18 protein-coding genes are annotated in these 19,365 nt (G+C 37.2%); 11 read left to right on the forward strand and 7 right to left on the reverse strand.

Going from position 1 to position 19,365, the window contains the following annotated elements:
• Positions 1-311: 311 nt before the first annotated feature.
• Both AC6BKE_RS07285 and AC6BKE_RS07290 read right to left on the reverse strand, forming a co-directional pair.
• A complete protein-coding gene (locus tag AC6BKE_RS07285; RefSeq protein ID WP_499856313.1) occupies positions 312-728 on the reverse strand; it encodes a hypothetical protein in 417 nt (138 codons plus the stop codon).
• A 171-nt stretch (positions 729-899) separates the two neighbouring features.
• Complete coding sequence (locus tag AC6BKE_RS07290; RefSeq protein WP_058843243.1) at positions 900-1,103, reverse strand: YheE family protein; 204 nt, start codon at positions 1,101-1,103, stop codon at positions 900-902.
• 213 nt (positions 1,104-1,316) lie between these two features.
• Here AC6BKE_RS07290 and AC6BKE_RS07295 point away from each other — a divergent pair, with 213 nt between their 5' ends.
• The 4 genes from AC6BKE_RS07295 to AC6BKE_RS07310 all read left to right on the forward strand — a co-directional run bounded on the left by AC6BKE_RS07295 (position 1,317) and on the right by AC6BKE_RS07310 (position 5,138).
• Positions 1,317-2,459, forward strand: a complete 1,143-nt coding sequence (locus AC6BKE_RS07295; protein ID WP_036118576.1) for a DUF445 domain-containing protein — start codon at positions 1,317-1,319, stop codon at positions 2,457-2,459.
• Positions 2,460-2,474: 15 nt separating this feature from the next.
• Complete coding sequence (locus tag AC6BKE_RS07300) at positions 2,475-2,822, forward strand: YlbF family regulator (protein WP_036118573.1); 348 nt, start codon at positions 2,475-2,477, stop codon at positions 2,820-2,822.
• A 147-nt stretch (positions 2,823-2,969) separates the two neighbouring features.
• Positions 2,970-3,632, forward strand: a complete 663-nt coding sequence (locus tag AC6BKE_RS07305) for a ribonuclease H family protein (protein WP_499856317.1) — start codon at positions 2,970-2,972, stop codon at positions 3,630-3,632.
• Positions 3,633-4,226: 594 nt separating this feature from the next.
• Positions 4,227-5,138 carry a copper amine oxidase N-terminal domain-containing protein gene (locus AC6BKE_RS07310; protein ID WP_249645961.1) on the forward strand — a complete coding sequence of 304 codons (912 nt, stop codon included), beginning with the start codon at positions 4,227-4,229 and terminating at the stop codon, positions 5,136-5,138.
• A 255-nt stretch (positions 5,139-5,393) separates the two neighbouring features.
• On the opposite strand, the gene AC6BKE_RS07315 is transcribed toward AC6BKE_RS07310, so the two are convergent.
• Positions 5,394-5,789, reverse strand: a complete 396-nt coding sequence (locus tag AC6BKE_RS07315; RefSeq protein ID WP_036118100.1) for a hypothetical protein — start codon at positions 5,787-5,789, stop codon at positions 5,394-5,396.
• A gap of 173 nt (positions 5,790-5,962) precedes the next feature.
• Here AC6BKE_RS07315 and AC6BKE_RS07320 point away from each other — a divergent pair, with 173 nt between their 5' ends.
• Positions 5,963-7,468 (forward strand): coproporphyrinogen III oxidase, encoded by a 1,506-nt coding sequence (locus tag AC6BKE_RS07320; RefSeq protein WP_058843246.1) that lies wholly within the window; start codon positions 5,963-5,965, stop codon positions 7,466-7,468.
• 22 nt (positions 7,469-7,490) lie between these two features.
• Here the strand turns inward: AC6BKE_RS07320 and AC6BKE_RS07325 are convergent, their stop codons facing one another.
• Positions 7,491-8,588 (reverse strand): CdaR family transcriptional regulator, encoded by a 1,098-nt coding sequence (locus AC6BKE_RS07325; RefSeq protein WP_499856318.1) that lies wholly within the window; start codon positions 8,586-8,588, stop codon positions 7,491-7,493.
• A 164-nt stretch (positions 8,589-8,752) separates the two neighbouring features.
• Here AC6BKE_RS07325 and AC6BKE_RS07330 point away from each other — a divergent pair, with 164 nt between their 5' ends.
• The 5 genes from AC6BKE_RS07330 (at position 8,753) to AC6BKE_RS07350 (ending at position 13,654) form a co-directional block, all read left to right on the forward strand.
• Positions 8,753-9,892 (forward strand): glycerate kinase, encoded by a 1,140-nt coding sequence (locus AC6BKE_RS07330; RefSeq protein WP_036118091.1) that lies wholly within the window; start codon positions 8,753-8,755, stop codon positions 9,890-9,892.
• Positions 9,893-11,239 carry a GntP family permease gene (locus tag AC6BKE_RS07335; RefSeq protein ID WP_036118087.1) on the forward strand — a complete coding sequence of 449 codons (1,347 nt, stop codon included), beginning with the start codon at positions 9,893-9,895 and terminating at the stop codon, positions 11,237-11,239.
• 69 nt (positions 11,240-11,308) lie between these two features.
• The gene (locus AC6BKE_RS07340; protein WP_499856322.1) at positions 11,309-12,499 is read left to right on the forward strand and encodes an MBL fold metallo-hydrolase; all 1,191 of its coding nucleotides are present in this window, start codon (positions 11,309-11,311) and stop codon (positions 12,497-12,499) included.
• Complete coding sequence (locus AC6BKE_RS07345) at positions 12,486-12,734, forward strand: DUF3006 domain-containing protein (protein WP_340812097.1); 249 nt, start codon at positions 12,486-12,488, stop codon at positions 12,732-12,734. Before AC6BKE_RS07340 ends, AC6BKE_RS07345 begins: the two co-directional genes overlap by 14 nt.
• Positions 12,735-12,865: 131 nt before the next feature.
• Entirely contained in the window at positions 12,866-13,654 is a 789-nt protein-coding gene (locus tag AC6BKE_RS07350) for an HAD family hydrolase (protein ID WP_036118079.1), read from the forward strand.
• 43 nt (positions 13,655-13,697) lie between these two features.
• Here the strand turns inward: AC6BKE_RS07350 and AC6BKE_RS07355 are convergent, their stop codons facing one another.
• The 3 genes from AC6BKE_RS07355 to serA form a co-directional block, all read right to left on the reverse strand.
• A complete protein-coding gene (locus AC6BKE_RS07355) occupies positions 13,698-14,621 on the reverse strand; it encodes a hypothetical protein (RefSeq protein ID WP_340809440.1) in 924 nt (307 codons plus the stop codon).
• Positions 14,611-15,105, reverse strand: coding sequence for an RNA polymerase sigma factor (locus AC6BKE_RS07360; protein ID WP_036118074.1), 495 nt, complete (start codon positions 15,103-15,105; stop codon positions 14,611-14,613). The genes AC6BKE_RS07355 and AC6BKE_RS07360 overlap by 11 nt, the downstream gene beginning before the upstream one ends.
• 105 nt (positions 15,106-15,210) lie before the next feature.
• On the reverse strand, positions 15,211-16,818 hold the full coding sequence (serA, locus tag AC6BKE_RS07365; RefSeq protein ID WP_499856326.1) for a phosphoglycerate dehydrogenase: 1,608 nt from the start codon (positions 16,816-16,818) through the stop codon (positions 15,211-15,213).
• A gap of 806 nt (positions 16,819-17,624) precedes the next feature.
• Here serA and AC6BKE_RS07370 point away from each other — a divergent pair.
• The gene (locus AC6BKE_RS07370) at positions 17,625-19,274 is read left to right on the forward strand and encodes an FAD-binding dehydrogenase (RefSeq protein WP_036118069.1); all 1,650 of its coding nucleotides are present in this window, start codon (positions 17,625-17,627) and stop codon (positions 19,272-19,274) included.
• The last annotated feature ends 91 nt before the right edge of the window (positions 19,275-19,365 follow it).

The raw sequence follows: 19,365 nt of genomic DNA on the forward strand, positions 1-19,365 counted from the left end.
AGAAAAACACAAATATTGACAACGATTTTTTCGCTAGTTTTTCCAGTACCTTTTTGAAAAAAGTAACTAGATTCAAATACCAAAAGATTGTAATTGCCATAGCTATATGCTAACTTTAAAAAGAGCAAAGATAGTTTGTTTAGGGAAAGAAGCATTTTGCATCTCATATATTACGACACGTCAAAAAATCTCAAGAGTGCTTTAGCTTGCGGATTTTTTTAAATGAATTATTTTTTATAGCTAAAAGGGGAGTCTCGATTATTTGAGACTCCCCTTTTCTATGCAAAAAAATATTGCCATTTTTTACTCGGTTATTCTTGTTGGAACCGTAATTTTAAACATGCCTTTTCAACATCATGAACGGTTTCCTTACTAGGTATTACGCCTGTGAAGGGAGCAATAGATACAGGTGCTTTTTCTGTAATGCCCTGCTGTGTTAATACATAATTTTTTCCATTATACGTTAAATAGAACATTTTACTTGATTTCTTCCCGAAAGAGCTAGTAGAAGAATCAAAAAAGCCCTTTAATTGACTGCAATATTCATTGTAGAAGTCGCTTTTATAGCCAGAAAGTTCTTCGAATTTTTTACTATTCATAGTACCCGCTTCATCGGTTAGTTCGAATATTTTGGTTGAAAATTCTGAAAAAAAATCTTTTACTTTTGTACGAATTAATGCTTTTGAATTATAGCTGTTTAAGTCATCCGAAAGTGTGACTTTACTCATTGAAATGGCCCCCTGCATAAAAAACATTTACTATTAAGCTGATACCATAAATGTATAAGAAAAATATACAAATTTCAACATGAATCAACATAATTAGCTTAAAGGACGTGCTATTAGTTAGTAAATATAGGTAGTTTTATGCGGAATTATTACGAAAAAATGACTACTTTTTTAGTCGTATACGTGGAACAGCATGAGTTCATGTATCATTTTTTTAACATCCTCTTCGTTTGGTGGAATTGGTCCTATCCATTGAATTGTCCCATCCTTTATATATTCAGCCTGATATCGTTGTCGTTGATAAAAAAATGAAATAGCCCACCCAGGAATTTGGGCATTGTCAAATAATGGTTTAAAACTGAAATGCTGAATCATCATCTAAACCTCGTTTCTATTGTATGTAGTTCATATTATTCAAGGATCATGGTAATTTTGCAACTATTCGCTTTTAGGATAGAAGTTAATAGCATAAGATTGGAAATTCTAAAGAGGATATTTCTTTCGTAGAAAATCATTGCTCTGCTATAATGAGTGCAGAAGGCGACAAAATACGCCAATCGTGAATACAATTGAAATGAGAGGATACTAATGGATAATTTTATCGTGACATTACTTTTTATGGCAATTATTGGGGCAGCAATTGGTGGCGTAACAAATCATCTGGCCATTAAAATGCTTTTTCGTCCACATAAAGCAATATATATTAAAAACTGGCGATTACCGTTTACGCCAGGTCTTATTCCAAAACGACGTGACGAATTAGCAAAACAGCTTGGTCTCACAGTAGTAAATTACTTATTAACGCCTGAAACATTTAGAAAGAAATTTTTCTCAAAAGATATTCAGGACAAAGTAGAACAATTTGTGCAAGCAAAGGTTGAAGAGACAGTCTTTACAAACGATAAAACCATTCAGGATTGGCTAAACTTAGCAGGATTTTCACAACTGTCAGCTACCATTGAGCAGAAGGTTGAAGCGATAGTTGAGGGACAATTTTCGGCAGTAAAGAATACACTATCAACAAAATCAATTCGTTCTCTGCTATCTGATGATATTCAAAATACGATTGATGCTAAAATTCCTGTAGCGGTTCATCATATTTTAGAAAAAGGTGAGGATTACTTTTTATCACCAGAAGGCGAAATGACAATCAAGGCGATGATTGATGATTTTTTATCATCAAAAGGCTCTCTTGGTGGCATGATCAATATGTTTTTAGGTGATTCCTCCTCACTTGTTGGTAAAGTTCAACGTGAGCTTGTGAAGTTTTTACAAGCGCCAGGAACGTCAACATTACTAACAAAAATATTTACACAGGAATTGGAAAAATTAAAAGATCGACCAGCAATGGACTTTTTACAAGACGTTCAATTTGAACCAATTTTATCGAAATTACAAGTGTACGTGAAAGAGCAATTAGCAATCGCTGAACGTTTAAATCAACCGATTTCTTATTACTGGCCTGAAGGAAATGAGTGGGCGAAGTATACGGTGATTCCACAAGCTATAGAAAAAGCTTTTGTGAAAGCTGAGGAAAAACTTGAGGATGTACTAAAACGTTTAAACTTACAAGAGGTTGTTAGAGAGCAGGTAGACTCTTTCCCAGTAGAAAAATTAGAGGAGCTTGTATTAGGTATTTCAAAACGTGAGTTTAAAATGATTACCGTATTAGGTGCAGTTCTTGGTGGATTGATTGGGATTGTGCAAGGTTTAATTGTTTACTTTATTTAAAAGGAGAATGTATGAATGATTAATATTTATAATGACATTAATGCGTTAGAGGCAACTTTTCGGAAGATTCCTGAGTTTGAAGCTTTAAAAGCTGCAGTTGAAGTTGTAAAGAATGATGAAGAGGCATTAAATGTCTTTAAAAACTTCCGTAAAATCCAAATTGATTTACAGAAAAAACAATTAGCAGGTGAGGATATACTGGAAGATGAGCTTGTCTATGCACAAAAAGCAGCACAGCTTGCACAGCAAAATGAAAAAATCTCAACGATGCTTGAGTCAGAAATGAAGTTAAGTAAAGTAATCGAAGAAGTGAATCGCATTTTAATAAAACCTATTCAAGGTTTATACGAAGGAATTCAATAAATAAAAATGTGATAAATTGCAATTTAAAAAGGAATAATTGTCCTCGGAATTGCACATATAACAAGTAAGAAGAAAACGTGTATCCGCAAGTGGTCGGTACACGTTTTTACTTTATGTATAAGTCAGGGAGTATCGGAGGTTATGATTATGCATGTCATCATTGAATGGACTTATAAAACACCAAAAGGAGCAACAACTGTTTTACGTTCAGCTGAAATGCCTGCTGCTCAAGCATTATTACTAGCAGAGGATATGGAAAGAACGGGAAGAGTAAAATCGTTACATTGCATAGATCGGCAAGATACCAATTGGTCACTGAAAGAGCTAAAAGCCTATTTAAAGGAAATAGAGACGGAGCCGCATAATATTACTGTCTATTTTGATGGTGGGTTTGACCTTGGGACAAGGCAGGCAGGGTTAGGATGTGCCATTTATTATGAACAAAATGGTAAACTTTTCCGATTAAGAAAAAATGCCTTTTCGTCTGAACTAAAATCAAACAATGAAGCAGAGTATGCGGCACTTTATTTAGGTTTAGTGGAGCTGGAATTGTTAAATGTTCACCATTTGCCTGTGAAAATTATAGGAGATTCGCAAGTAGTCATCAATCAGTTAAATGGGGAATGGCCTGCTTTAGAAAAGGAGTTAGCAAGCTGGGCAGATAAAATCGATGCCAAGCTAGAGCAGTTTAACATTCAACCGGAATATCAGCTGGTCTCCCGTAAGGATAATGCTGAAGCGGATCGTCTTGCTACACAAGCGTTAAATGGTATAGATATTACGGGCTTGAGAGAGATTGTAAAAGACTAACGAAGAAGAGGAGGCAGTAGTGACTGTTACCTCTTCATAGTGTTGAAAAACAAAACCATCCATAGAATTTTTGCAAAAGGTGAACATGGATTTCCGTTGCAGGCTACTTGCTTTCCTGTGGGTGATCGGGAGTCAAGTAGCCTTCCACTTCAATTCATAAAAATGTTTCTTGTTAGCAAAGGTTTTGTAATAAAGTGAAGTATTCACTTTAGCAAAGGTTTTCAAATAAAGTGAAGGTATTCACTACTCTTTCTGGAGGGGGGTGTCACTCATCGCTTCTCCATATTGACAATAAGAGACTATCCTTTCTCTACTCATAAAAAATAGTGAGTTATTTTCACTACGGCTCGTATGAAAGATAAGAAAAGGACACTTTTGTACATGGTTGATTGGAGTGAACGCAGTGAGTAGAGCTTGCTCATCGAATGCCCCCTGGAAAGAACAATGGCAGAACGGACATCAACCATCGCCTTTCAAAATGGCTGTTTCTGCTGATGACATCACCTTTTTTCATAAATTTCTCTGCTTATGATGAAACTTTTCCCATTTTAAAACTACTACTCCTTTGAACCCAAACAATAAGGAGAGATTTTTATGAACATGAAAAAGTTAGCACCAGTGGCAATGACCGCATTATTATTTGGAAGTGCCATAGTGCCAGTAGCTTCAGCAAATGAGCAGCATGCTACAGAAGCAGAAGTACCACAAATTCAAATAGATCCAGTACACATTTTCAATAATACGCGTGGTACTGTGGAAGATGTTCGTGTTGGAGAAAACATTACATACTACACTGTAAAAGACGGCGAGCAAATAAATGTATTAGAAATGACGAAAGATACTCTTGTGTTTGACAATACAGGTAAGAAAGTGGATCTTCAAAAAGGAGATAAAGTAATCGCTTATACATTTGCCAACAAGCCTCAAAAATATATTTATCCACCACAATTCAATCCTGAGGTTGTCATTGTAGAATCAGAAGAAGTTGGCTTTGTTGAAGTTGATTATTTCTTTGAGGATTTAACGAATACGTATGATATGTTAAAACTAAATATCGGTAATGAAACAGAGCTATTAAACGCAAAAAGTGAAAAAGTAGAGGCTAAAGATTTAACAGAGAAGCACCTAGTTGTTTTCTATACAGCCTCTACTAAAAGTATTCCAGCACAAACAACACCATCTAAAGTGATTGTACTGGATGATTATCCCGCAACTACGACGAATCCAGTAAATGAAGAAATTGATAAAATTATCACATCAGACTCTTACGAAGTAGCTGGTACAAAAATGGTGCCATTACGTATAATTGCTGAAAAGCTTGGCTTCAAAGTGGACTCAACTGGTAAAGGGGCTATTCTTACAAAGGGAAATATGTCTTACACATTGACGCGTGGAGAAACAACATTTGGCTATAATAAAGCATTACGCACACTAAAAGTAGCACCAACACTGAAAGACACAAAAACCTATGTACCGGTTGAATTTGTTGAAGAATATTTAAAATAAAAGATTAAAGATGATATCAATAGCTGAAAAGTCTTTTTGACCAAGGCAAAAGGTTGATTTTCGCTCCGCCAACGTCCTTTCCATGGACGTCCGACTCGGGGAGGATAGCGAGACGGCGAAACTGATTTTGTTCGGCGTAAAAGCAGCAAGTAAGTGGCCTAAAACGAAAAGCCTTTTTAGAAAGTTTATTGTTTGTTTTTTAACACTAGGAGAGTATGCCGAAAGTTTTTGGCATACTCTTTTCATTTGTGGTCATTATGCTATTGCTATGGGATAGTAGTTTTTCAAGGAAGCATAGGTAGGATACCTTTTTGCAAATTGTTGAAGACATTGCTTAAAAGACACTGTATTCATAAAATTTTTGGCTAATGTCATTTCATCTGAATACAGTAAAAATTGCTGGGAGTGTTGTTGAATAAATTCTCTTGCTTTTTCATAGTGCTCATTGATAGAGATGGCACCATAAATGTCTTGTTGGTTGATTATATAGATAAAATCACAAAGAACATGATGTGTGCCATATCTAAATAAAACCGTTACATATAATGTTTTTTCATCACAACGTTCTAAGTCAAACTGGTGAAATGTTATTTCTATTTGATGTATAAAGCGAGAAATGTCTATTCGGTTGCTATTTTTTAAAATAAACACTATCAACACCACCTTTTTAAAAATTATAATGATAAAGAAATAGTTTGTCTATTTGAAAATTGAATATTCTGTTATTTTAGGATTATAATTGTTACTTTGCTTAAAGACATAGAAATTTGTTAAACTTAAATCTGCACTATATCTGGAATAAGAAAAGAAGAGAGCGAAATAAGATGAAAATTATTCACATAGATCAAAAATATCCTGAGGATTGGATAAGGGTATTAAATCATATAGCGAATTTATTTTTTGAGGACTCCAAGCTGAAGGTAGAACCAGAGGGAGCAGATATGTCTGCATCATTTGATTATCAGACTGGGGACGATTTTTCCATTTCTACAAAAGCCGTATTGACTGTAGATGGGCAGCAATATACAAATGAATATAGCATTCAATATGAATCAGCAGCGACTGATCGTGAGCTAAATATTCGTATGAAACGTGCATTATCACATGTATTTTTAAATGTGCTTGAGCAGCATACGGGGATGCATCAGCAATGGGGGATTTTAACAGGTGTGCGCCCAACAAAGCTTTATCATAAATTTAGAAAAGAAGGGAAAAGTGAACAAGAGATTGCTGATCTTTTGATTCGAGATTTCCGTTTATCAGAGGACAAGGTGGCACTATTAAAGGAAATTGTGGAACGACAATTAGTAACCATTCCTGATATAGATGAGATTGGGCAAGAGATTAGTGTTTATATCGGCATTCCATTCTGTCCGACGAAGTGCGCGTATTGTACTTTCCCAGCCTATGCGATTGGTAGTAACCGTAAGCAAGGTCGTGTGGCAACCTTTTTAGATGGCTTGCATATTGAGTTGCGCGAAATGGGCAAATGGTTAAAGGACAATAATATGAAAATCACCTCTATCTATTGGGGAGGCGGCACACCAACTTCAATTGAGGCAGATGAAATGGACGCCTTATATCAAACAATGTATGAGTCTTTCCCAAATCCCGAAACAATTCGAGAGGTGACTGTTGAAGCCGGCAGACCAGATACAATTACACCTGAAAAATTAGAGGTACTAAAAAAATGGGGCATTGATCGTATTAGCGTTAACCCGCAATCATATACAGATGAAACATTAAAAGCAATTGGTCGTCATCATACGGTTCAGGAAACCATTGATAAGTTTTGGCTTGCACGAGAATCAGGTATGAACAATATTAATATGGATCTCATTATTGGATTACCGAATGAAGGGGTAGACGAGTTCCAGCATTCTTTAGAAGAATCCGCTAAGATGCAGCCTGAATCATTAACGGTTCATACGCTATCATTTAAACGAGCGTCAGAGATGACACGTAATAAGGATAAATACAAAGTAGCGGATCGCGATACAGTAGCCGAAATGATGGAAATGGCACAGGTTTGGACTAAAGAAAATGACTATGTTCCATATTATTTATACCGTCAAAAAAATATTTTAGGTAATTTAGAAAATGTCGGCTATAGTAAGGCTGGTGAAGAAAGTATCTACAATATTGTGATTATGGAAGAGGTGCAGACAATCTTAGGGATTGGCTGTGGAGCATCCTCTAAATTTGTTCATCCTGAGACAGGAAGAATTACGCAATTCCATAATCCGAAAGATCCAGCAGCCTATATTATGACCTTTGAAGAGGCTATTGGGAAAAAAATAGAGTTTTTAGATGAATTATATAAAGCATAAAGGTAAAGGCAATCTGCGTTGTTCAGGTTGCCTTCATTATTTGTAGCGTTCGCAATGTACAGGCCATTTTTAAAATAACGGCATCCTCGAAATATTGTGGGTCATAGCCTGTCATTTCTCTTATTTTATTTAATCGGTAGGAAAGCGTATGACGATGAATAGCCAGTTGTTGTGCACAAAGCTTTAATTGTAAATTACAGTCAAAAAATGATTGTAATGTTTCCAACTGTTTAGCGTCCATATTTTTCAGTATACGATGATGAAATGCTTGTACTTCTTCTGATTCTCGAGGCTTAAAAAGAGAAAATAACTCGACATCTTCAAAAAAGGTTAATTCATTCTGGACTGTTGCAAATTCTAGGGCTGTTCTAGCGCCTTGGTAGCTATAGGGAAGCTGTGATACATGTTGCACAACAGGACCAACACCTATTTGAAGGGAAGGCAGCTTCTGTTTCTGTTTGCGTAGCGCTTTGATAATGGGACGACAACTCTGATCTTCACAATTTGTCAGCAGAATATAGTATTCTTGCAATTGGCTATGACCGGCAAGAATAGGCTGTTTATAAAATAAATCCTCAAAAAAGAGGGGAATTGAATTTTTTACGTAAGATGTCTCATTAAAGCTCACTAAAATCACTTGAAAGGGAGCTTTTAGAGCAAAGGGTAATTTTTGAATTCGTTCATTTAAGGCTGCATCTAGCTTACTACCATGAACAAGTGCTTCAAATATATAATCATTATTTTTTCGTTGCCATTCACTTTTAGATTCAACAATGGCTTGGTGTGTCATAATTTCTGTTGTGAGTTGTACAAGATTGGCAATTTCAAACATATCCTCAGACTCTCCTGTGATGCCAATAACCCCTACTACTTCATCCTGATACATGATTGGCATATTAATGCCTGGTTTTGTGTTCGGATACTGCTCGATATTTTCTTCGTTAATAATTAATGACTCTTTTGTTTGTGTCACATGAAGCGCACCTTCATGAATATTTTCCACCCTCATTTTATCGCCGGAGGCTAAAATCACGCCACTTGGGCTAATGACGTTAATATTGTGGCGCAAACGTAGCATCGTTTGATGTACGATTTCTTCTGCTAATTTTTTCGTCAACATGTTTATACACCTCGCATAAAAAACAGCCTGTTATAGGACAGTTAAATTATACACCCATTATAATGTTTTCTGAATTTATTGTCATTATAATAAATTGTAAGCGCTTAACTTAGGATATGAAAATTTACGTAAATGTCAATGGACGACATAAGTGGAGGTATAGCATGAAGGTCATCATTAGTCCAGATTCCTACAAGGGTACTCTGTCAGCAGTTGAAGTAGCAAAATCAATGCAGGAAGGAATCCTGGATGCGGATCAATCGATTGAAACAATCGTATTACCAGTTGCAGATGGGGGAGAAGGCACGCTACAATCACTGATTGCCTCTACAGAAGGTCAATATTTTTCTGTAAACGTCCTAGATCCATTGGGAAGGGCAATTCAGGCTCAATATGGAGTGTTGGGGGATCAAGTAACATGTGTTATAGAAATGGCCCAAGCATCTGGCATTATGCTGCTACAAGATAATGAGAAAAATCCAGAGCTAGCTACATCTTATGGCACTGGCCAGTTAATTAAAGCCGCACTCGATCAAGGCTATAGAAAGTTTATTATCGGCATTGGTGGAAGTGCCACGAATGATGCTGGGATTGGAATGTTACAGGCATTAGGCGTTCGATTAATGACGGAGGATGGTTCAGAGCTAGAGGCTGGAGTTTCTAATTTAGTGAAATTAAATGTTATAGATATTAGCCAGCTAGATGCTAGATTAGCCGAGGCGACATTTACAATAGCCTGTGATGTTGATAATCCGCTCATTGGTGAACGAGGGGCAACAGCCATTTTTGGTCCACAAAAAGGTGTCCGAAAACAGCAGATTGCCGAATTTGATCGCTGTTTAAAGCATTTTGCAGATATTGTTGAAGCCCAATTTTCCATTCGGCTGCATGATTATAAAGGTGCGGGAGCTGCTGGGGGAATGGGTGGTGCTTTAATCGCATTTTTAAATGGAACATTTTATGCAGGGATTGATATTGTATTAGATGCTGTACAGCTTCAGGCACATTTAGTAGAGGCACAGTTTGTGATAACAGGAGAAGGTAAATCCGATCTACAAACATTACATGGTAAGGCACCATTGGGTGTGGCAAAGGCTGCTAGACTTGCTAAGGTAGAGGCATTGTTATTATCAGGAGGAATCGATGGAAAGGCAAAAGCAGCTCTGCAAGAGTATTTTTCAGTTGTCGAATCTTTAGTAGATGAGGAGACTAGTGTGCAGCAGGCGATGCAAGATCCTACTCACTATATTCGCTTAAAAACTAAGAGATTGATTGAGCGTACCATACAAAAGGGGGATGACTAGATGTTGTTCATCATTATTTTAATAGGGGTATTATTTGTTGTACTGGGGACGGCTAAGTTAAAGCTTCACCCGTTTTTAGCGCTATTAATTAGTGCTTTCTTTGTTGGAATGGCATCAGGGATGCCATTATTATCAGTCGTTGAAAGCATTAATACTGGATTTGGTGGCTTGATGACAAGCATTGGCTTAGTTATTATCGCTGGTACGATTATAGGCTTAATATTAGAAAAGTCAGGTGCTGCCTATCGAATGGCGGAAGTCGTGTTAAGAATTGTAGGGCCAAAGCGTCCTCAATTAGCGATGTCTTTAATTGGCTATATCGTGTCCATTCCAGTGTTTTGTGATTCAGGCTTTATTATTTTATCCAGCTTACAAAAATCATTGGCAAAGCGAGCAAATGTCACAATTGCTTCAATGGCAGTAGCTTTAGCAACAGGCTTATTTGCTACACATGTATTAGTGCCACCAACTCCAGGACCTATTGCAGCAGCAGGGAATATTGGTGCTGCGGATTATTTAGGAACGGTCATTGTCATTGGTTTATTAGTAGCGATACCAGCGACATTTGTAGGTTATCTATGGTCGGTGAAAGTGGCGACAAAGATTCGAGTACCCGAAGATGAGGTAGAGGCATTAGATTATGAGGAAGTGATTAAATCTTTTGGCAAAATGCCGTCAACATTTAAAGCCTTTTTGCCAATCGTTTTACCAATTGTGTTAATTGGTCTAGGTTCTATAGCAGCATTAGTTGGTGATACAGAATCGACATTCAATACAATCTTTAAATTTTTAGGTTCACCAACAGTAGCTTTATTTTTAGGTGTAGCATCGGCATTTTTATTATTACCTGAAATTAGTGAAACGACATTAACGGGCTGGATTGGTGAAAGCTTAAAAGAAGCGGCTCCTATTTTACTTATTACAGGAGCTGGCGGTTCATTTGGAACTGTTATTAAAAATGCTGGTGTTGGAGAAATGCTTCAGGAAATGGATTTAGGCATGTTTGCATCAGGTACATTATTCCTTCTTGTGCCATTTATTGTAGCAGCAGCATTGAAAACAGCTCAAGGTTCTTCCACAACGGCACTTGTGATCACCTCTACTTTAGTAGCGCCAATGCTTGTAACATTAGGAATTGAGGGAGCGGTACCGTTAGCATTAGTGGTGATGGCAATTGGTGCTGGAGCAATGACAGTTAGTCATGTGAACGACAGCTTTTTCTGGGTAATTACACAGTATAGTGGCATGGAAGTCACACAGGCCTATAAAGCACAAACGGTCGCAACTTTATTGCAGGGTCTTGTCACAATTACAATTACGATGATTTTATGGTGGATATTCGTTTAAAGAAGAAGGAGAGCGGCCCATGGCTAGCTCTCTTTTTGTATAATAGAAAAAGAGAAAGGAAGTTAGTTGATGAAAAAGATAATAGTATTGCTCCTTTGTATTTTTTTAATAGCAGGCTGTACTGAGGCAATCAAGCCAGAGAAAATGGCTGTAACGGCTGGTCATGATATGCGCGTTCATTTTATTGATGTGGGTCAAGGGGATTCTATATTGATTGAATCACCAAATGGTAAAACAATGCTTGTGGATGGAGGAGTGAAAGGTGCAGGGCAGCAGATTGTCTCTTATTTAAAGGAACTTGGAGTGAGCAAGCTCGATGTAGTTGTAGCGACACACCCAGATGCAGATCATATTGGCGGTCTCATTCCTGTGTTAAATTCACTTACGATTGAGCAATTTTATGATTCGGGTAAAGTACATACATCCCAAACCTTTGAAGAAATGCTGACACTAATTGATGAAAAAAATATCCCTTATTATGTGCCAAAAACAGGTGAAACTATTGAGTTTGATAAGGATGTAACTGTGAAAGTATTGAATGCGAATGAGCAGGCATCAGATAATAATGATGCTTCCATTGTTTTAAAAATGACTTATAGCAATGTCTCTTTTTTATTAACAGGAGATGCTGGAGTAGCATTAGAAAAAGAAATGCTGCAGTATGATGTAACAGCAACTGTTCTGAAGGCAGGGCATCATGGCTCTAACACAAGTAGCTCACAGGAATTCATTCGGGCTGTAAAACCAGAAGTCACGATATTAAGTTACGGGGAAGATAATAAATATGGCCATCCACATGCAGAAGTAGTAGATCGTTTGCAGGCTATTGGTAGTAAAATCTATGCCACAGCGGATTTAGGAACGATTACGGTATCCACAGATGGGGTAAACTATATAGTGAATGGGAAGGAAACTTCTAAAGTGGAAACTAGCAAAAAAACTACCGAAATAGAAGTATCCGCTCCAGCTATTGAGATCGTCAGCAAGGATTTAGTTACTGAAATTGTAGGCATTAAAAATAATGGACAACAAGCTGTTTCTTTAAAGGATTGGCAGCTTGTTTCAATTGAAGGGAATCAAGTGTTTAATTTTCCAAATCTCACTTTACAGCCAGGGAAAATAATTTATATTACAAGTGGAGCTAATGCAAGAGAAGGGCAAAATTATTTGAAATGGACAACTAAACAGATTTGGTTAAATGATGGAGATGCTGCGCAATTACGCAATGAGAAAGGGGAACTTGTCAGTGAGCTCGAGTAAATACACATTAGACCGTATTGAAGATGGCTATGCGATTTTCTTAATGTTTCCAAAGGAAGAGGAACAACTCATTATTTCACAGTCAGCCATGAACAAGCCAGTGCAAGTAGGTGATCGTGTGCAGATAGAAGAAAAAGATGGCATTTACTATATTGAAATTTTACAAGATGAAACACAACAAAAAAGAGCAGACATTCAAAGTTTAATGAACCGTTTGCGTAATAAACATAATTAATAAATGACAAGCTGTGAAGATTTGACGCACAGCTTGTTTTTAGATAGAGGAATTGTACATAATTTGTTATCCTAAATATTTTGAAAATATGCTAAAATAGTAGTATTAATCGTGAGCTAGGAGCGGACAAAATGTCGATAAATACAATTATTTTTGATTTAGATGATACATTACTATGGGATAAAAAATCGGTCAAAACAGCATTTGAAAAAACATGTGACTATGCTGCAACAGTACATCATGTGAACCCTGCTGAGCTAGAGGAAGCGGTTCGTCGAGAGGCACGTGCTTTATATGAAGGTTATGAAACATATGATTATACCGTTTTAATTGGTATTAATCCGTTTGAAGGTCTTTGGGGAACTTTTGATGACGCTACAGATTCTTTCAAAAAAATGAAAGAAATTGTTCCTAGTTATCGTGCAGCGGCTTGGACAAAAGGGTTAGCTGCTCTTGGTATTGAGGATACAGCGTTTGGAGCCGAGCTAGGAGAGCGCTTTGTAGCCGAGCGTAAAGTAGCGCCATTTTTATACGAAGATACTTTTGCGGTGTTAGATGAATTAAAAGGAAAATATCAGCTTGTCTTGCTAACAAATGGTGCACCAAGTCTGCAAAACTTAAAACTAGAAATCACTCCAGAAATTGCCCCCTATTTTGATCACATTATTATTTCGGGAGACTTTGGTAAAGGGAAGCCGGATGCGTCCATTTTTGAATATGTTATGGAAAAAGTAGGAATTACCGCTGATGAGGCCATTATGGTTGGCGATAATTTGAATACCGATATTTTAGGCTCATCACGTGTGGGTATGCGCAATGTATGGATTAATCGTGAAAACCATATTGCTGATGGTGCTGTGATACCTTCCTATGAGGTAGACTCTTTGACAGCATTGATGGAGCTTGTAAATAAGCTATAATATAAAAATGTACTGATCCCTCATGGAGTCAGTACATTTTTTGTTAAAAATAGACGTTTAGTCCAAGATATAAACATGTAAAAGCTATAGCTATACAAAGCTGGACAAGAGCGCTAGCTATTAAGTAACCCTGAGGTTCACCAGCCTTTTTACGATAATAGATTTGCATAAAGGAGTAGAGTGAGAAAAGGCCATAAATAATTACTGCATGAATAGTATGGTGTACAAGATAGATAACAAATGAAATACCTCCAAACAACACGAGCATGATGGCATTGGCAATGGCATGCTCAACTGTCGCAGCAAAAAAGCGACGTTCTGTATAAGGCATTCTTTTTTTAGCAATCCACAGTATGAAATGCATAAGTAGGATGAAAATGTTCCCAATAATAAGTTTCGTCGACCGCTTCTCATCATAAAAATAGCGTAGTGAGTCAAATGACTCTTCAATCAGAAAGGCTTGCTGTGTTTCAACATTGAAGAAAATCTTGTTATTGAGTACCTTCCATTTCTCTTGTGTACGGTCATTATAGAGAATCAAAATATCATAGATAGTACCACTTTTCCACTGACTAGCGGATATTGTTACAGGAGAAGCGTTGTCCCAATTTTGTTGTAGCTGTGTGATAGCCTTTGCATGAGCATAGCATTGCTGAGGAACATAAAGGCAAGAATCCTGTGCTATAAAGGTTTCCTTGTTCATATTCTCCTTTAAATAGATTCGTTGGATTGCTTTGGAGGAATCCATTGTTGTAGGAGAATTAGTAGGACTTTGAACAAAAGATAATAGTAATATAGAAAGAACTACTATAAATAGCAATGACACAGAAGGAATTTTCCATCTATTTTTAGTCTTTTGTTTATTAATTACTGAGGGCTCTGTCATATTGCGTAATAATTTTTTTTGCTGCTGATCAGATAACATTAAATCATCTAAGTGTTGCCATGTCTTCTTATCATTCTTCATCCATCTCACCTCCTAACTGTTTTTTTAATGCGATGAGTGCTCGTTTTAATGTGTTTTTTACTTTTCCCTCATTCCAGCCAAGGATAGTGCAGGTTTCCTCGATGGATAGTCCCTCTATTTTGCGCAGAATGATTACATCACGATAGGTGATTTTTAGTTTACGAATAGCAAGATATAGCATCTTGGCATCTTCTTGTTGCATCAGCCATTGATGAGGAGAAGGTGACGCTTGTTCTTCATGCTGTTGTAAAAAAGGGACAAACTGAATTATCCTTTTTCGACGATAATGATCATAGGCAAGGTTACGTGCAGTGCACCGCAACCAAGCGAGATCGGCTCCTTCTTTTATTGTTTGGTGATGTTTCAAATAACGGACAAAGGTTTCCTGTGTATAATCCTCCGCTAATTTTTCATCATTTAGTAAGTAATATAAGTATTTAAAAATGGTGTGGTTATGTAAGTAAAATATTTCTTCTATCTTCAAGCTGTACACCTCCTTTTCTTTAAAGACGAAGAACCCTTAGAAAAGTATCATTTTACCAAAATAAAAAGCAGAGAGTAGAGACTCCCTGCTTCTTGTTATGATTAATTATAGGTTAATGGCTTTTACCTCATCAATGTTTTCAAGCTGTGCTACAAAAACTAAATCTTCTTCAGTTACAACATTATCAACCGTTAGCATCATAACCGCTGTACCACCAACCTGTGCACGGCCAACTTGCATTGTTGCGATATTGATTTCTTTTTCTGCAAGCTTTGTTGCTACACGGCCAATTGCACCTGGTTTGTCCGTATTTTTAATGTAAAGAAGGTGACCTTGTGGAATGACGTCCACAACATAGTCTTCTACTTTTACGATACGTGCACCTAAACCGTTTAATAATGTACCAGCTACTGTATGCGTTTCATTAGCAGTAATAATTTCAATTGTAATTAAGCTTGTAAAGCCTTTAGCAGTTGTTGTTTTGTGCTCATTAATTTTCATGCCGATACGTTCAGATAAGTAACGGGCATTGACATCATTTACATGATTACCATGATTTTTTGCTAATAAGCCTTTTAGTGCATTTGAAGTTAATGGACGTACATCATAGTTTGCTACTTCACCAGCATAAGATAGGTTGATTTCTTTTACAGGCTCTGTTGTTAATTGTGATAGGAATGAACCAAGCTTTTCAGCTAATTCAAAGAAAGGCTCAACTTGTGCAAGAAGCTCTTTTGGAATAGATGGCATGTTTACAGGGTTTGTTACGGTACCTGTTTTATAAAATTTAATGATGTCATTTGATACATCAACCGCAACAGATTCTTGTGCTTCAATTGTCGATGCACCTAAGTGAGGCGTTGCGATTACCTGTGGTAATGTCAGTAGCTTATGATCTGTTGCTGGTTCAGAAACAAATACATCTAGGGCAGCACCAGCTACTTTTCCTGCTACGATTGCATCATATAAATCATCTTCATTGATAATTCCACCACGTGCACAGTTAATGATACGCACGCCATCTTTCATCATCGCAAATTTTTCTTTATTAATAAGATTACGTGTTTCAGGAAGAAGTGGTGTATGAACTGTAATGAAATCTGCTACTTCGCAAATTTCTTCAACTGTTGCTTTTGTTACACCTAATTCTTTTGCACGTTCATCTGTTAGGAAAGGATCGTATGCCATAACATTCATACGTTGACCTTTGGCACGATAAGCTACTTCAACACCGATTCGTCCAAAGCCTACAACACCCAACATTTTATTTTTTAGCTCAACACCAACATAAGATTTGCGATCCCATTTTCCATTTTTTAATGTATTAAAAGCTTGTGGAATATGACGGGCAAGTGAAGTCATCATTGCGATTGTATGCTCAGCAGCTGAGTTTGTGTTACCATCTGGTGCGTTGACAACGATAATGCCATGTTCAGTAGCAGCAGCAAGGTCAATATTATCGACACCCACACCAGCACGACCAATTAATTTTAAGTTTTTAGCTGCTTCGATCACTTCACGTGTCACAGTTGTTTGAGAACGAACAAGTAATACATCCACATCTGCAATTTTAGCGATTAATTGTTCTGGTGCAAGACCAGTGTCTACAATAATGTTTAAATCTAAATCTTGCTCCTGACGTAATGGGAAAATACCATCCTCACTTAGTGGATCAGCGATAAATACGTTAATGTTTTTTGTTGCAGTAGTCATTATAATTAGCTCCTTTTTAATAAATATGGGTTGTGGATTTATCTACGACAGTCTGAAATTTGTAAAATTCGAACATCTTACAGCATGCAAACGATCTCCTTTCTAAATCGAAAACAATATAAAAAGCCTTCCACGCCTTACAGACACAGTTATTGTGTTGTAAGGGGCGAAAGGCTGAATAAACATTGGTTCGCGGTACCACCCTTAATCACTGCTGGAAAATTTATTCTGGCAGTCTTAGCTATATGCGTAACGCGCATGGGACGGATAAGCTTACTGTTAAGTTGTTCGGCTTATCTATTCTGGAGTGGAACTATTATCGTAGAAATCACTGATTTACACCAACCATCAGCTCTCTTTGGATTTTCTTGTGACTAGTATGTCTCCGTCGTTATATTTTGTGTGATTAAATTTGTTAACATCATAATCCCTATTGTTCACCTTTGTCAACGATATTTCTGAAAAACTTAAAAAATATAGACTTCAAAAGTCTGAATAATAACTAAAAACGAACATTGTTTGTTTTCTTGGTGTTTAATATTCGTCTTTTTGGAGGATACAATGAAAGCGTTAACGATATTTGAAAAGTGCGATAGTATCAGTGTTCCATGTAGTTTACGGTTAAAAAATTATATGGTAATTAAATGGAATAAATTAGATGATTTATGCTATTCCTTGATGATTTTAGTGTGAGAAAGCGAACATTTTCGCTTGTCACATTTTAGACAAAAAATTAGATTTTAGAAGGTAAACAGGCTGTGAGAGAAGAATGTTAGATAAGGATGATTTGATTTGGGGGTGTAAAAATGCAGTACGATGTTGCAATAGTTGGTGCTGGACTTGCGGGTTTAGTTGCTGCTTGTGAGTTAATCGATGCAAAGAAAAAAGTTCTTTTAGTAGATCAAGAGCCTGAAAATTCAATAGGGGGACAGGCATATTGGTCTTTTGGTGGGATATTTTTAGTAAATTCTCCAGAGCAGCGAAGGCTTGGAATTAAAGATAGTAAAGAACTGGCGTGGCAAGATTGGCAAGGAACTGCAGGCTTTGATCGTTTAGAAGATGAGGATTCGTGGGCTTATAAATGGGCCAGAGCCTATGTTGATTTTGCTGCAGGTGAAAAATATGACTGGTTAAAGTCAAAAGGTATTAAATTTTTCCCTGTGGTTGGATGGGCAGAACGGGGAGGCTCTTTAGCGGGAGGACATGGCAATTCTGTACCAAGATTTCATATTGTATGGGGAACTGGTCCTGGCATAGTAAAGCCGTTTGTAAATAAAGTAAAGCAAGCTATGAAAGATGGATTTATCGATTTTAGACCAAGACATCGTGTGGATGAATTTATACAACATGATGGAACAATTACAGGAATCAGTGGAACAGTGCTAGCAGAAACCTTTATTAATCGAGGTGAAAAAAGTTCGAGATTGGGGATTGGCGAATTTTCCTACGAAGCCGATGCCGTGATTGTAGCAAGTGGCGGTATTGGGGCTAATTTTGATTTAGTAAGAAAAAATTGGCCTGCACGACTTGGGACTCCTCCTAAAAATATGGTATGTGGTGTGCCAGCTTACGTTGATGGGAGAATGCTAGAAATCACAGAACATGCTGGAGGACGTATTGTAAACCGCGATCGCATGTGGCATTACACAGAGGGATTAAGAAATTGGGATCCAATTTGGCCCAACCATGGCATTCGTATTTTACCAGGGCCTTCCTCCTTATGGTTTGATGCAGAAGGTAATCGATTCCATGCACCCAACTTCCCAGGCTTTGATACGCTCAGTACGTTAGAGGCAATTCAAAAAACAGGTTATGATTACTCTTGGTTTATTTTAACGGAAAAAATTATTGAGAAGGAATTTGCACTATCTGGTTCAGAACAAAACCCAGATTTAACAAACAAAAGCATTAGTGATGTGCTTAAGCGTATAATGCCAGGTCCACCAGCCCCTATCCAAGCTTTTAAAAATCATGGCGAAGATTTTGTGATTGCACATGATTTAAAAGAACTAGTAGAAGGCATGAATAAACTAGCAGGGAATGAGCTACTGGATTTCATGAAAGTGAAAGAGCAAATCTTGGCAAGGGATCGAGAAATGGACAATAAGTTTACGAAGGATTTACAGGTTAACGCTATTCATGGGGCAAGGCATTATATTGGAGATAAATTAGTGCGTGTTGCCAAACCACATAAAATTCTAGATACTAAAAATTGGCCATTAATTGCCGTACGTTTAAACATTCTAACTAGGAAAACCTTGGGTGGCTTACAAACAAATTTAAATGGTGCGGTGTTGGGTATGGATGGTCAACCTATACCAGGTTTATTTGCTGCTGGTGAAGTAAGTGGCTTCGGTGGCGGGGGTGTTCATGGCTATCGTGCTTTAGAAGGGACATTTGTCGGAGGCTGTTTATTTAGTGGACGGCAGGTTGGGCGCTATTTAGCGCAGGAATAATAAGAAAAAGAGCATCGTTCATCAGGACGATGCTCTTTTTGGATGGGCTAGTAGATGGCTTACTATTTTAAGGTTTAGACCATTTACGCAC

The organism is Lysinibacillus sp. COL-1 (genome assembly GCF_059814265.1).